The organism is Rhodococcus antarcticus (genome assembly GCF_026153295.1).
Taxonomy (GTDB): Bacteria; Actinomycetota; Actinomycetes; order Mycobacteriales; family Mycobacteriaceae; genus Rhodococcus_D; species Rhodococcus_D antarcticus.
The window spans coordinates 1,093,847-1,108,240 of the sequence record NZ_CP110615.1 but is presented as its reverse complement, the minus strand read 5'-3'; the positions used below and the strand labels follow the sequence as shown (position 1 = coordinate 1,108,240).

At 74.4% G+C, this 14,394-nt stretch carries 12 protein-coding genes; 5 read left to right on the top strand and 7 right to left on the bottom strand.

From position 1 onward, the window contains the following. The first annotated feature begins 53 nt into the window (after positions 1-53). Positions 54-2,462 carry an excinuclease ABC subunit UvrA gene (locus tag RHODO2019_RS05425; protein ID WP_265383979.1) on the top strand — a complete coding sequence of 803 codons (2,409 nt, stop codon included), beginning with the start codon at positions 54-56 and terminating at the stop codon, positions 2,460-2,462. 1 nt (position 2,463) lies between these two features. On the opposite strand, the gene RHODO2019_RS05420 is transcribed toward RHODO2019_RS05425, so the two are convergent. After that, the gene (locus RHODO2019_RS05420) at positions 2,464-2,688 is read right to left on the bottom strand and encodes a hypothetical protein (RefSeq protein WP_265383978.1); all 225 of its coding nucleotides are present in this window, start codon (positions 2,686-2,688) and stop codon (positions 2,464-2,466) included. A gap of 91 nt (positions 2,689-2,779) precedes the next feature. Then, positions 2,780-3,664 (bottom strand): aldo/keto reductase, encoded by an 885-nt coding sequence (locus RHODO2019_RS05415; RefSeq protein ID WP_265384639.1) that lies wholly within the window; start codon positions 3,662-3,664, stop codon positions 2,780-2,782. A gap of 276 nt (positions 3,665-3,940) precedes the next feature. Here RHODO2019_RS05415 and idi point away from each other — a divergent pair, with 276 nt between their 5' ends. Beyond that, positions 3,941-4,498 (top strand): isopentenyl-diphosphate Delta-isomerase, encoded by a 558-nt coding sequence (gene idi / locus RHODO2019_RS05410; protein ID WP_265383977.1) that lies wholly within the window; start codon positions 3,941-3,943, stop codon positions 4,496-4,498. Between the two features lie 48 nt (positions 4,499-4,546). Continuing rightward, entirely contained in the window at positions 4,547-8,494 is a 3,948-nt protein-coding gene (gene hrpA / locus RHODO2019_RS05405) for an ATP-dependent RNA helicase HrpA (RefSeq protein ID WP_265383976.1), read from the top strand. Here the strand turns inward: hrpA and RHODO2019_RS05400 are convergent. From RHODO2019_RS05400 to RHODO2019_RS05385, 4 genes are all read right to left on the bottom strand, one after another. Next, a complete protein-coding gene (locus RHODO2019_RS05400) occupies positions 8,491-8,901 on the bottom strand; it encodes a TA system VapC family ribonuclease toxin (RefSeq protein ID WP_265383975.1) in 411 nt (136 codons plus the stop codon). The genes hrpA and RHODO2019_RS05400 overlap by 4 nt on opposite strands. An 11-nt stretch (positions 8,902-8,912) precedes the next feature. Continuing rightward, positions 8,913-9,194: a type II toxin-antitoxin system VapB family antitoxin gene (locus RHODO2019_RS05395; protein ID WP_265383974.1), complete on the bottom strand. Its 282-nt coding sequence runs from the start codon at positions 9,192-9,194 to the stop codon at positions 8,913-8,915. A gap of 289 nt (positions 9,195-9,483) precedes the next feature. Then, entirely contained in the window at positions 9,484-11,454 is a 1,971-nt protein-coding gene (locus tag RHODO2019_RS05390) for an acetoacetate--CoA ligase (protein ID WP_354005579.1), read from the bottom strand. Between the two features lie 108 nt (positions 11,455-11,562). Continuing rightward, positions 11,563-12,291: a hypothetical protein gene (locus RHODO2019_RS05385; RefSeq protein WP_265383973.1), complete on the bottom strand. Its 729-nt coding sequence runs from the start codon at positions 12,289-12,291 to the stop codon at positions 11,563-11,565. Between the two features lie 47 nt (positions 12,292-12,338). On the opposite strand from RHODO2019_RS05385, the gene RHODO2019_RS05380 reads away from it, so the two are divergent. Both RHODO2019_RS05380 and RHODO2019_RS05375 read left to right on the top strand, forming a co-directional pair. Then, a complete protein-coding gene (locus RHODO2019_RS05380; RefSeq protein WP_265383972.1) occupies positions 12,339-12,512 on the top strand; it encodes a hypothetical protein in 174 nt (57 codons plus the stop codon). A gap of 55 nt (positions 12,513-12,567) precedes the next feature. Next, positions 12,568-13,272: an NADPH-dependent F420 reductase gene (locus tag RHODO2019_RS05375; protein ID WP_265383971.1), complete on the top strand. Its 705-nt coding sequence runs from the start codon at positions 12,568-12,570 to the stop codon at positions 13,270-13,272. 9 nt (positions 13,273-13,281) lie between these two features. Here the strand turns inward: RHODO2019_RS05375 and RHODO2019_RS05370 are convergent, their stop codons facing one another. Next, positions 13,282-14,187, bottom strand: a complete 906-nt coding sequence (locus RHODO2019_RS05370; RefSeq protein WP_265383970.1) for a hypothetical protein — start codon at positions 14,185-14,187, stop codon at positions 13,282-13,284. Positions 14,188-14,394 lie beyond the last annotated feature (207 nt).

The window sequence follows — 14,394 nt, the reverse complement described above, 5'->3', positions numbered from 1 at the left end:
GATGGGTGAACGAGGGTTCCGGGCCCACGGTGTCCCTGGCACACTCGCCGCCCGTGACCACCGACCCGTTCGTCCGGGTGCGCGGCGCCGACGAGAACAACCTGCGCCACGTCGACGTGGACGTCCCGCGCGACGCCGTCGTGGCCTTCACCGGGGTCTCCGGCTCGGGCAAGTCCTCGCTGGCGTTCGGCACCATCTACGCCGAGGCCCAGCGCCGCTACCTGGAGTCGGTGGCGCCCTACGCCCGGCGGCTGTTCACCCAGGCCACCAACCCCCGGGTCGAGTCGATCAGCGGGCTGCCCCCGGCGGTGGCCCTGCAGCAGCGGCGCGGGGCCCCGAGCTCGCGGTCCTCGGTCGGCACCGTCACCACGCTCTCGAACTCGCTGCGGATGCTGTACTCGCGCACCGGTTCCTACCCGGACGGTGCCCCACGGCTGGACTCGGACTCCTTCTCCCCCAACACCGTGGCCGGGGCGTGCCCGCAGTGCCACGGCCTCGGCGTCGCGCACACCGTCACCGAGGCCACCCTGGTGCCGGACGCCACCCTGACCATCCGCGAGGGCGCGATCGCCGCCTGGCCCGGGGCGTGGCAGGCCAAGAACCTGCGCGACGTGCTCACCGTGCTCGGCCACGACGTGGACGTCCCCTGGTGCGACCTGCCCCAGGCCGACCGCGACTGGATCCTGTTCACCGACGAGCAGCCCGTGGTGCAGGTACACCCGCAGCGCGACCGGGTGGCCAAGCCGTACAAGGGCCGGTTCTGGAGCGCGCGGCGCCACGTGCTGCACACCCTGGCCGACTCCCCCAGCGAGGCCCAGCGCGCCCGCGCCCTGCGACACATGGTCTCCAGCACCTGCCCCACGTGCGGCGGGGCCGGCCTCACCCCCGCCGCGCTGGCCGTCACCGTGGCCGGGCGCAGCATCGCCGAGCTGGGCGCGCTGCCGCTGTCCGAGCTCGTCACCGTGCTGGACGCCCCGGCCGACGGGGAGGTGGCGGCCACCATCACCGACGACCTCCTGCGCCGCCTGGCCGTGCTCGACGACCTCGGCCTGGGCTACCTGGCCCTCGGCCGCTCCACCACCACGCTCTCGCCCGGCGAGATGCAGCGCCTGCGCATCGCGACCCAGCTGCGCTCGGGGCTGTTCGGCGTGGTCTACGTGCTGGACGAGCCCTCCGCCGGGCTGCACCCCGCCGACGCCGAGCCGCTGCAGGAGGTGCTCACCGCACTCGTCGCCTCGGGCAACTCGGTCTTCGTCGTCGAGCACGACATGGACGTGGCGCGGGCCGCCGACTGGCTCGTGGACGTCGGACCGCGCGCGGGTGAGGGCGGGGGGCGGGTGCTCTACAGCGGGCCGCCGGCCGGGCTCGCCGACGTGCCGGAGTCCCGCACCCGGGAGTTCCTGCACCCCGACCCGACCGGGCGGGTCACCCGCACCCCGCGCACGCCGACGGGGTGGCTGCGGCTGCGCGGGGTGCACCGGCACAACCTCGACGGCCTCGACGTCGACCTGCCGCTGGGCGTGCTCACCGCCGTCACCGGGGTGTCCGGATCGGGGAAGTCCACCCTGGTCAGCCAGGTGCTGCCGGAGGTGGTGGGTCCGGGCTCGACGCCGGACGACGAGGACGACACCAGTGCGACCGACGTCCGCCGGGTCGAGGGCGCCGAGGCCGTCGACCGGCTCGTGCGGGTGGACCAGAAGCCGATCGGGCGCACCCCGCGCTCCACGCCGGCCACCTACACGGGGCTGTTCGACGCGGTGCGCCAGGCCTTCGCGGCCACCGGCACCGCCCGCGAGCGGGGCTACACCGCGGGCCGGTTCTCCTTCAACGTCGCCGGCGGGCGGTGCGAGACGTGCTCGGGCGAGGGGTTCGTCGCCGTCGAGCTGCTGTTCCTGCCCGGCAGCTACGGCCCCTGCCCGGTCTGCCACGGTGCCCGGTTCACCCCGGAGACCCTCGAGGTGCGGTGGAACGGGCTCGACGTCGGCCAGGTGCTGGCGCTGACCGTCGACGCCGCCGTCGAGCACCTGGCCGCGCTGCCCGCCGCGGCCCGCGCCCTGGACGCGCTGCAGCAGGTGGGCCTGGGCTACCTGCGCCTGGGCCAGCCCGCCACCGAGCTCTCGGGAGGGGAGGGCCAGCGCATCAAGCTCGCCACCGAGCTCCAGCGCGTCCCCCGTGGACACACCCTCTACCTGCTCGACGAGCCGACCACGGGTCTGCACCCGGCCGACGTGCGGCTGCTGCTCACCCAGCTGCACCGCCTGGTCGACACCGGGTCCACCGTGGTGGTCGTGGAGCACGACATGGACGTGGTGGCCGCCGCGGACCACGTCCTCGACATGGGTCCGGGCGGGGGTGACGCAGGGGGCCGGGTGGTCGCGACAGGCACTCCGGCCGAGGTGGCGGCGAACCCCCGCAGCCGCACGGCACCGTTCCTCGCCCGCCGCCTCCCCGTCCCGGACTAGCTCAGCGGCTCAGCGAGGAACCCACCTTGGCGACGAAGTTCCAGGTGTCGCGCTCGGCGTCGTAGCGCTCGACGACCACGGCGCGCGCGGGGTTGCGGGTCATCGGCCCCACCCAGGCGATGGCCTCGGCGTCGGTGGTCCAGCGGATGTGACCCAGGGTGACGCCCTCGGGGGTGCGAGCCTTGTAGGACCACCCGCGCTTGGGCATCTCTGCGCTCGTCGTCATCCACCGAGAATAGGCGCACCCGGCCCGTGCCGAGACCGGCCGGTCCGACATGACCCCCTCGCTGCCCGTCGTCCGTCGAGCCCGCACCAGCTCAGTAGCGCTCGCCGGAGGCCGTCGGCAGCGCGTCGAGCTCGGCGAGGTCGGTCGGGGTGAGGTCCAGCTGGGCTGCGGCCGCGTTCTCCTCCAGGTAGGTGAGCCGCTTGGTCCCCGGGATGGGCAGCACCGCCTCGCCGAGGGCCAGCAACCAGGCCAGGGCGACCTGCGCGGCCGACGCCTCGTGCCGGGCCGCGACGGTCCGCACAGCGTCCACGATCGCCTGGTTCGCGGCCATCGCCTCGTCGCTGAAGCGCGGGTTGGCGGCGCGGAAGTCGTCGTCGGCGAAGCTGCCGGGACGCAGCGTGCCGGTGAGGAAGCCCCGGCCCAGCGGCGCGAACGGCAGGAACGCGGCCCCGTGCTGCACGCACCAGTCCAGGGTGCCGTCGTTGATCGGGCCCCGGGTCCACAGCGACAGCTCCGACTGCAGGCTGCTGACGGGGTGCACGGCGTGGGCACGCTCCAGCTCCTCGACCCCCACCTCGGAGAGTCCCAGCGCACGCACCTTGCCGGCCGCGACCAGCTCGGCCATGGCGCCCCAGCTCTCCTCGATCGGGACGTCCGGGTCCACCCGGTGCAGCTGGTAGAGGTCCACGTGGTCGGTGTCCAGGCGCTGCAGGGAGGCCTCGCAGGCAGCCCGGAGGTGCTCGGGCCGACCGTTGCGCGTGATGGAGCGCTGGTCGTCGGCGACGAGACCCGCCTTGGTGGCGAGCACCGCGTGGTCACGGCGGGCCCGCAACGCCCGGCCGACCAGCTCCTCGTTGTGGAACGGACCGTAGACGTCGGCAGTGTCGACGAGGGTCACCCCGATCTCCAGGGCCCGGTGCAGCACGGCGACCGAGGCGGAGTCGTCCCGCTCGGCGGCCGTGTAGCCCCAGCTCATGCCCATGCAGCCCAGCCCGATCGCGCCCACCGGAGGCCCGTCGACCCCCAGGGTCCGCCTTGCCGCGCTCCTCGTGCCCACGAACACCACCCGCTGCTCCTCGTCCTCACCGTCGCGAGCCGCGCGTCGCGTCCCGCCGGAGGGCAGTGTCCCCCGGTCCGCAGCCACGCACCTCCCCGGGGCGCCCGCGGGAGCCCGCCCCGGTGGGCCGCACGTGCTCGGCGGCGCTGGACTCCGAGGGGGCGCGCTGACCGATGGTCTCGTAGCGTGGTCGGGGTGGACGAGGAGCTCGTGGTGCTGCTGGACGAGGACGGGCACGCCACCGGAACACTGCCCAAGCGGTTGACCCACCACGCGGACACCCCGCTGCACCTCGGCTTCTCCTGCTACCTGCTCGACCCGCGGGGGCGTCTGCTGGTCACCCGGCGGGCGGTGGCCAAGGCCTCGTTCGGGGGGGTGTGGACGAACACCGTGTGCGGGCACCCCGGTCCGGGGGAGCCGCACGCGCAGGCCGTGGCCCGCCGCGCCCGCTTCGAGCTGGGGGTGGGCGTGCGCTCGGTGACCGCAGCGCTGCCCCGCTTCCGCTACCGCGCCGAGCAGGGTGGCGTGGTGGAGAACGAGTGGTGCCCGGTGTACCTCGCGGTCACCGACGACGAGCCGGTCCGCGAGCCCAGCGAGGTCGAGGAGCACCGCTGGACCACGTGGGAGGAGTTCCTGGCCGACAGCCGCGCCGACCCCGCCACCTGGTCACCGTGGTGCCTCGAGCAGTCGGCGCAGCTCGAGTCGGCCGGGCTGGTGACGGCGTTCCGGGCGCAGGTCCTGGCCGCCGCCTGACCCACTCCGGCGGCCACACCACCGCCACGTCGTAAACTGGTCGCCAGCATGACCACCACCTCCCCGACGCTCGCCGACCTCCGCGCCCGGCTGCCCGAGCTGAGCCTGCGCGACGAGCACCGCCTCGGCCAGAAGCTCCGCGGCGGCCGCCGGGGCGCACCGACGAACCTGGACCAGATCGCCCAGGAGGTCGCGGCCGCCGAGCTGCGCGCGAGCAACCGCCGCGCCGCCGTCCCGGAGCTGCGGTACCCCGACCAGCTCCCGGTCGTGCAGCGCCGCGAGGACATCCTGGCGGCCATCCGGGACCACCAGGTCGTCGTCGTCGCGGGCGAGACCGGCTCCGGCAAGACCACCCAGATCCCCAAGATCTGCCTGGAGCTCGGCCGCGGCGTCCGCGGTCTCATCGGGCACACCCAGCCCCGCCGCATCGCCGCGCGCACCGTCGCCGAGCGCATCGCCGAGGAGCTCGACACCCCGCTGGGCGAGGCCGTCGGCTACACCGTCCGCTTCACCGACCAGGTGGGTGACAACACCCTGGTCAAGCTCATGACCGACGGCATCCTGCTCGCCGAGGTCCAGCGCGACGCCCTGCTGCGCCGCTACGACACCCTCATCATCGACGAGGCCCACGAGCGCAGCCTCAACATCGACTTCCTGCTGGGCTACCTCAAGCAGCTGCTGCCGCGCCGACCCGACCTCAAGGTCATCATCACCTCGGCCACCATCGACCCGCAGAAGTTCGCCGAGCACTTCGGCAACGCCGACGGACCCGCCCCCATCGTCGAGGTCTCCGGACGCACGTTCCCGGTCGAGGTCCGCTACCGCCCGCTGACCGTGGAGTCGGGCACCCACGAGGACGGCACCCCGGCCACCGTCGACCGCGACCCGGTGGACGCCGTGTGCGAGGCCGTCGAGGAGCTGGGCCACGCCGGCGACGGGGACGTGCTCGTGTTCCTCTCCGGCGAGCGCGAGATCCGGGACACCGCCGACGCCCTCCGCGAGCGGAACCTGCGGGCGACGGAGATCCTGCCGCTGTACGCGCGGCTCTCCGCGGCCGAGCAGCACCGGGTTTTCCAGCCGCCGCCGGCCGGCACCCGGCGCCGGGTGGTGCTGGCCACCAACGTCGCGGAGACCTCGCTGACCGTGCCGGGCATCCGCTACGTGGTGGACCCGGGCACCGCCCGCATCTCCCGCTACAGCGTGCGGACCAAGGTGCAGCGGCTGCCCATCGAGCCGGTCAGCCGGGCGAGCGCGAACCAGCGGGCCGGCCGGTGCGGTCGCGTGGCCGACGGGATCTGCATCCGGCTGTACTCCGAGGACGACTACGAGTCCCGCCCGGAGTTCACCGACCCGGAGATCCTGCGCACCAACCTCGCCTCGGTGATCCTGCAGATGAGCGCGCTGGGCCTGGGCGACATCGCGGCCTTCCCGTTCCTGCAGCCGCCGGACTCCCGGGCCATCAAGGACGGGGTGTCCCTGCTGGAGGAGCTCGGTGCGCTCGACCCGGCGGAGCCGGACCCGCGCAAGCGGCTGCTGCCCGCCGGCCGGGAGCTGGCCGCGCTGCCGGTGGACCCTCGGATGGCGCGGATGCTGCTGCAGGCCCACCGCGAGGGCTGCCTGGCCGAGGCGCTGGTCATCGTGGCGGCGCTGTCCATCCAGGACCCGCGCGAGCGGCCGGTGGAGCACCAGCAGGCCGCCGACGAGCGGCACGCCCGGTTCAACGACCCCACCTCGGACTTCCTGGCGTACGTGAACCTGTGGAACCACCTGCGCGAGCAGCGGGACACCCTGAGCAGCAACCAGTTCCGCAAGCAGTGCAAGACCGACTTCCTGCACTGGCTGCGCATCCGGGAGTGGCAGGACCTGCACGGACAGCTGCGCAGCATCACCCGCGGGCTCGGCTGGACCGTCAACCCCTCCCCCGCCGCACCGGACACCGTCCACAAGGCGCTGCTGGCCGGGCTGCTCAGCCACCTCGGGCTGAAGGAGGGCGAGACCCGCGAGATGCAGGGTGCCCGCGGGGCGAAGTTCGTGGTGTGGCCCGGGTCGTCGCTCGCGCGCAAGACCCCGCGCTGGGTGATGGTGGGCGAGCTGGTCGAGACCTCCCGGCTGTGGGGTCGCACCGCCGCGAAGATCGAGCCGGAGTGGGCCGAGGCGCTGGCCGGGCACCTGCTGCGGCGCACGTACTCCGAGCCGCACTGGTCCACCAAGCGGCAGTCGGTGATGGCCTACGAGCGGGTCACCCTCTACGGCATCCCGCTCGTGGCCCAGCGCGCCGTGCAGTACGGGTCGATCGACCGCGAGGTCAGCCGCGAGCTGTTCCTGCGCCACGCCCTGGTGCAGGGCGAGTGGCGGACGAACCACCGCTTCTTCCACGCCAACCGCGCACTGCTGGAGGACGTGGAGGAGCTGGAGAGCCGGGCGCGCCGCCGCGACATCCTCGTCGACGACGAGACGCTGTTCGACTTCTACGACCAGCGCGTGGGCCCGGAGGTCGTCAGCGCCCGCCACTTCGACACGTGGTGGAAGCAGGCCCGCCGCGCCGACCCCGAGCTGCTGACCTTCACCCCCGAGGTGGTCACCAACCCGGCGGCCGCGGCGGTGGTGGACGGCGACTACCCCGACGCGTGGCGCCAGGGTGAGATCGTGCTGCCGCTGACCTACTCCTTCGATCCGGGCTCCGCCGCGTCCGGCCGAGGTGCGGACGGTGTGACCGTGCACGTCCCGGTGGACCTGCTCAACCAGGTCCGGCCGGTCGGGTTCGACTGGCTGGTGCCCGGGATGCGCTCCGAGCTGGTCACCGCGCTCATCAAGAGCCTGCCGAAGGTGCTGCGCCGCAACGTCGTTCCTGCACCCGACTACGCCGCGGCCGTGCTGGCCCGGGTCAGGCCGCGCTCCGGGCCGCTGACGGAGGTGGTCGCGGAGGCACTCTGGTCGCTGAGCGGGCACGAGATCGGGGCGGCCGGATTCGACACCACCGCCCTGCCCGCGCACCTGCGGATGACGTTCCGGGTGCTGGGGCCGGACGGCCAGCAGGGCGGCGCGGGGCGCGTGCTCGGCGAGGGCAAGGACCTGGAGGCGCTACGCCGGGAGCTGCAGCCCCGGGTGCGCACCGCCGTCAGCCAGGCCGTCCAGGGCGTGGAGCGCGCCGGGCTCACCGCCTGGACGGTGGGCGAGCTTCCGCGGACGGTGGAGCACGCGGTGGGCGGCCGCACGGTGCGCGGGTACCCGGCCCTGGTCGACGACGGCGAGACCGTCGCGGTGCGGGTGCTCCCGTCGGCGGCCGAGCAGCGCCGGGCGATGGCCGCGGGCCTGCGACGGATGCTGCTGCTGGGGGTGGGCTCGCCGAACAAGGCCGTGGTGGGCGGGATGAGCAACGCCGCCAAGCTGGCGCTGAGCCAGAACCCGCACGGCTCGGTCGCCGCGCTGCTGGAGGACTGCACCTCCGCAGCGCTGGACGCGATCGTCGCCGAGGCGGGTGGGCCGGTGTGGTCGGGCGAGGGCTTCGCCGCCCTGCAGACCCGGGTGCGCACGCAGCTGCCGGCCCGGACCTCGGCCGTGCTCGCGGCCGTGCGTCCGGTGCTGGAGGCGGCGCAGGCGGTGCGGCTCGCCCTGGCCGGGGTGAGGGGCGAGCCGGCGGACGACGTGGGCGCGCAGCTCGCCGCGCTCGTGCACCCGGGGTTCGTCGTGGAGACCGGGCAGGCCCGCCTGGTCGACGTGGTGCGCTACCTGAAGGGTGCGCAGCGCCGGCTTGAGTCCCTGCCCGGCAGCGCCCCGCGGGACCGGGCGGGAATGGTGGTGCTGGGCCGGGTGCAGGCCGAGCTCACCGCGCTGGTCGCCGCACTGCCCCCCGAGCGCCGTGACGACCCGGACGTGCTCGAGCTCGGGTGGATGGAGCAGGAGCTGCGGATCAGCCTGTTCGCCCAGACACTGCGCACGCCCTACCCGATCAGCGAGCAGCGGATCTACAAGGCGCTCGACGTGGTGCCCCGCTAGTACGGAGAGGTCCAGGTCAGGCCCGGGACGTCGGCGAAGAACCGGTCCCGGCTCGCCCACGTCGCACCGTGCTCGACGGCCAGCGCTGCGTGGTGGCAGTTCGGGACCTGGTTGCCCGTGGCGCCGGTGGTTCTGCACAGCTCGCGGAAGATCCCCCAGTGCCGCACCCCCGCCCGCAGCCGGACCACGCCGGGTGCGGCCAGCAGCTCGTCGACCAGCTCCAGCACGGCCCCCTGGTCGTGGCTCAGTCGACGCACCCCGGGCATCGTCAGGACGCGCAACGCCCCGCTGACCGCGAGCTCCGACACCCCCAACGGCTCCTCGTCCGCGACCCGCTCCACCAGCCACGCGCGTCCGCGCTCGTGGAGCGGGTCGAGCCGGTTCCAGGCCGGGACCAGGAGGTTCACGTCGGGAACGATCACCCGGGGTACCCGCGCCCCTCGCTCAGCGCGACCTGGTCCAGGTAGTCCAGCACCGCGGAGTTGTCCGAGAGGTCGAACGGGAGCGGCGGGAGGTCGTCGTCGTCCCCCGGCCGCAGCGGCAGCGCCCGCAGCACGAAGGGCTCCGGCGCCGCGAGGTGCTCGGCGAGCAACGTCCGCAGCGCCTCCTCCACCACCGACGTGACCGTCCGGCCGTCCGAGGCGGCCCGCACCTTCACCGCACGGTAGAGCTCGTCGGGCAGGTTCAGGGTGGTGCGCATGTGCGAAACCCATACCTGCACACCACTTTCAGGCCCAGGGACTCCGCACCACCGCGGGATGCACCGGCAGGGCCGCTGCGCAGCGGCCGAGTGCTGCGCCAGCGACCCCCGGCACCGTCGTGTCCGCACACCCATCGCGGCCCGACTCACCCCTGGGCGGTCACAGCCGATGAGTGTGGCGCAGCGACGGCGACGGGTCGGGCGCTGGACGTAGGGCGCTGGACGTCGGGCGCTGGACGCCGTCCCGCGGAAGGTGTCCGCGATCGGTGCGGCGCAGCGACGTCAGGCCTCAGCGAGCCCGGCGCTCGGCCCCCATCCGGACGAACTGCTCGATCAGCGTCGGGTCGTCCACCGCCCCCAGGCTCAGCGCCGTGGCCGGGTCCGCTCCCTGCAGCACCCGCTTGACGGGCACCTCCAGCTTCTTGCCCGTGCGGGTGTGCGGGATGGCGTCCACCACCACCATCTCCTGCGGCACGTGCCGGGGCGAGGCGTCCCGCTTCAGCGCCTCGACGATGCGGCCACGGAGGTCGTCGTCGAGCTCCACGCCGTCCTCGAGCACGAGGAACAGCGGCATCCAGTACGAGCCGTCGGGCATCTCCGCGCCGATGACGAGGGACTCGCGGACCTCCGGGAACCGCTCGACCACGTCGTAGATGTCGGCCGAGCCCAGCCGCACCCCGTTGCGGTTCAGCGTGGAGTCCGATCGCCCGTGCACCACCACGGTGCCGCGCGAGGTCAGGGTGATCCAGTCCCCGTGCCGCCACACCCCGGGGTAGGTCTCGAAGTACGCCTCCCGGTAGCGGGAGCCGTCCGGGTCGTCCCAGAAGAACACCGGCATCGACGGCATGGGCGCCGTGACCACCAGCTCGCCCACCGCGTCGCGCAGCGACTCACCGTGCGGGCCGAAGGCGTCCAGGGCCACGCCCAGCGCGGCGGCCGCGATCTCCCCCGCCACGACGGGCAGGGTCGGCGCGCTACCGACGAACCCCACCGCCACGTCCGTGCCGCCGCTGGTGGACACCACCTGCACACGCTGCCCCACGTGGTCGCGGACCCAGGGGAAGGCCGAGCCGTGCAGGGCGGACCCGGTGACGCCCAGGGTGCGCAGCGCGGTCAGGTCGTGCTCGGTTCCCGGGGTGAGCCCGGCCTTCTCGCCGGCCAGCAGGAACCCCGGGCTCACCCCGAACACCGTGACCCCGAGCCGCTCCACCACCTCCCACAGCGCGTCGGGCCCCGGGTGCGCGGGGCTGCCGTCGTAGAGCACCACCGCAGCCCCGAGGAGCAGACCGCCCACGTTGAGGTTCCACATCATCCAGTTGGTGGTGGTGTACCAGAAGAAGGTGTCACCCCCACCGAGGTCGAGGTTCAGCCCGAGGGCGGCCAGGTGGGCCAGCAGGATCCCGCCGTGGCCGTGCACGATCCCTTTGGGCTTGCCCGTGGTGCCGGAGGAGAACAGCACCCACAGCGGGTGGTCGAAGGCGACGTCGAGGATCACGAGCTCGGCCGGCTGCGCCAGCACCTGGCCCCAGTCCTGCACCGGCACCCCGGCCACGAGCGGATGCCCAGCCCCGACGACGTCGGCCACCAGCACGGCGGTGAGCGTGGGCAGGGCCGCTGCGAGCTCGGCCACCGCGGCCCGGCGGTCGTGCGTGGTGCCGCCGTAGGTGTAGCCGTCCGCGGAGACCAGGACGGTGGGCCGCAGCTGACCGAAGCGGTCGGCCGCGGCGGAGGGGCCGTAGTCCTGGCCGCACGCAGACCAGATCGCACCCAGCGAGGCGGTGGCCAGGAACGCGACGACGGACACGCGGGTGTTCGGCAGGTACCCGATGACCCGGTCGCCCGGTTGCACCCCCAGCCCGCGCAGGGCCGCGGCCACCGAGGCGACCTCGGCCCGCAGCTCACCGATAGTGGTGGCGTGCTCGTGGCCGGACTCGTCGACCTCGACCACCGCGCGCCGGTCGCGATCGCCGCGCAGCGCGTGCTCGACGTAGCTCAGCGTCGTTTCGGTGAACCACCGCGCCCCGGGAAGTTCCCGACCGGTCAGGACCTGCTCGACCGGCGTGGTGGAGCGGACGCCGAAGGTGGACCACACCAGGCTCCAGAACGCCTCGAGCTCGGTGGCCGACCAGCGCTGGAGGTCGGCGTAGGCCGAGAGGTCCTGGCCCGTGAGCGTGCTCGCCTCCCGGGCGAAGGCCACGATGCGGCTGCCGGCGGCCTCGGGGCCCGGGGTCCAGATCGGCTGGGGCTCAGGCACGGTCACGGGGTCTCCTCGACGTGGGTGGGAGCTGGCGACCATGATCAGACCACGACGCCCGACGGCGTCGCGCAGGACACGGGGACACGGGCGCGCCCGGCCAGGGACGGAGCATCACGACGCGCCCCGCCGCCAGGGCAGCCGCTCCAGCAGGGAGCGCGAGCCTGGTTCCTCCGCGCGGACGAACGGCGCGAGCTCGGAGGTGGTCAGGGTGACGGCGAGCTCCCCGCCCAGCTTCGCCCCCCGCAGCGCCAGGTCGTCACCGCTCCAGAAGCTGCCCGGGTCGTACGAGCTGGGCTTGCGCCCGGGCGGCAGCAGTCCCATGGCCTCGTAGGTCGTGGCCACCACCTCGGCGCAGTAGGCGTTCTCCAGGTTCGCGGTCGGAGCGGCGCGGCCGGGCAGGTGGCCGCCGAACCAGCGGCCGGCCATGCTCGCCGTCGACGGGAACGGGGTGCCGTCCATCCGCGCGACCGTGCGCAGCGCGGCGTCGGTCTGCGGCACGGTGGCGGTCGGCTCGAGCTGGCGCAACCACGCGCGCTGGCCGTACCGGGCGGCCCACACGAGAACGGCGTCGCGCAGGTCGTGCAGCTGCACCCCGCGCTGGTGCGCGCCCGTCCAGACGTCGGGCAGCGAGCGGCCCAGCTCGGCGTGCCACATCAGCGGCGGGAGGTCGTCGACCACGACCGCCATCCCCACGTGGTTCACCGGGGCGTTGGTGAGCGCCTGGATGGCGCGGTCGGCGCCGGAGCGGCCGCGGAAGATCCACACGTCACCGGTGCGGGTGAGGCCCACGGCCTCGTCGAGCGACAGGACGGTGCCGGGAGCACGGCGGCGAGGGGGCACCGGGCCAACCTACTGACGCACGCCCTCCGTCGACGTAACCTCGCCCCATGAGGCTCTGGAAGATCATCGGGCTCGCGAGCGTGGTCGGGGTGGCCGCCAGCGGGGCGATGACCGTGCGCTCGGAGCGGCAGCGCCGCGCGTACACCCCGGAGGAGATCCGCTCCCGGCTGCACGAGCGGGTGGCCGCCGCGCACCAGGGACCCGCCGTTCCGCCGCAGTAGCCCAGCCGCGCGGCCGTCGCGGAACACCCCGTCCCGGGGCGGTGTTCGACCAGCCATGACGACCATCGGCTTCATCGGCAGCGGCAACATCGGCAGCACTCTCGCCCGGCTCTTCCTGGAGGCGGGCCACGACGTGGTGCTCAGCAACTCGCGGGGGCCCGAGACCCTCAGCGCCCTCGTCCTCGAGCTCGGCGACCGGGCGCGCGCCGCCACCGCCCAGGAGGCGGCCGAGGCCGGGGACGTGGTGGTCGTGACCATCCCGCTCAAGGCCTACGCCACGGTGCCCGTGGAGCCGCTGCGCGGCAAGGTCGTGATCGACACCAACAACTACTACCCGGAGCGGGACGGCCAGATCCCCGAGCTCGACGACGAGTCGACCACGACCAGCGAGCTGCTGCAGGCGCACCTGCCGGAGAGCCACGTGGTGAAGGTGTTCAACAACATCTACTTCGGTCACCTGGGCGCCCAGGGCCGGCCCGAGGGCTCGCCCGACCGCCGCGCGCTGCCCCTCGCCGGGGACTCCGACGACGCCAAGGTGACCGTGCAGGGGCTCGTCAACGAGCTCGGCTTCGACGTGGTCGACGCCGGGGCGCTCTCCGAGGGCTGGCGCTTCCAGCGCGACACCGCCGCGTACGTCACCGGTCAGGACGTGCACGGCATGCGCGAGGAGCTCGCCGCCGCCACCCGCTACGCCGACACCACCCCCGAGCAGGCCGCCGCGATCGCCGAGCGCGGCAAGGCCTACTTCGACAGCCACTGACCTCGGCGCTCAGGGGCGCTCGGTGCACAGCACGCGCAGCCGCACCAGCACCTCGGCCGCACGCTCGTCGTCGGTGCAGGCCGCGCGCAGCCGCTCGACGAGCCCGTCGGCGGCCACCTCGGCCATCGCACCGGGCAGCTCGACCACGGCGGCGAGCTCGGCCACCGGCAGGCCGAGGTGGGGGACCAGGGTGCGCTCCAGGGAGGTCAGCGACGCCCAGATCTCCTCCGCGGTGTCGTTGACCACGAGCCCCGGCTCGGGGCCGTCCAGCAGCGGGGACACCGACTCCCCCACCCCGTCCATGAGCACCGGGCGCGGTGGCCGGCGGCGGGCCGGCGCCAGCCGGTCGACCACCAGCCCGGCGAGCTCGGCCGTGGTCATCGCGCCCCCGGCGGCCTGGAGCGCGGCGTGGCCCAGCGCGCGGAGCACGGGGACGGTGGCGATGCCGGTGCGGCCGCGCGTCTGCACCGCCACCGCCGCGAGTGCGGTCACCACCTCCGGCCGGCGCGCCGGGTCCCACCGGGCCTGACCCGGCAGCCCCCAGCCGGTCGGCTCCGAGGTGCGTTCCAGGCCCGGGTCGCCCGGCAGCACCGCGGTGTCCAGCCGACGGGCCACCTCCGCCGCCGACCACCCGGTGCCGGCCTCCTCCAGCAGCGACCCGACCAGGTCGGCCATCACCGCCGCCAGCGTCGCGTCGTCCTCCGCCCGGGCCCAGCACGTCAGCAGGAAACCGGTGCCGGGCGCCCCGACGAGCTGCGAGATGGTCTCGTCCACCGCGTCCGGGGTCCACGCGGTGTGGGTCGCCGGCGCGACGAACCCCCGGGTCCGCACCGTGGCGAGCACGAGCTGGCGGAGCAGCTCGGTGGTCAGCTCCCCCGCCTGCCCCGTGGTCGCGAGCTCGTCGTAGGCACCCATGGCTCCAGTCTCCCCGCTCTGCGCGCCCTGGACCGTGTGGGGAGGACCGCCCGAGCCTGCTGCGACCGCACCGGCAGCCGCGCGCACCGCGCGGCCGGGTCCGTGGCGAGGTCCGCGGTGGAACCCCGCCCACGTCCCCTCCCCCGCGCGGCCAGCCCGTGGCGGTGCCGACACCGAACCCGCCCACCCCCAGGACTTGTGTTTCGC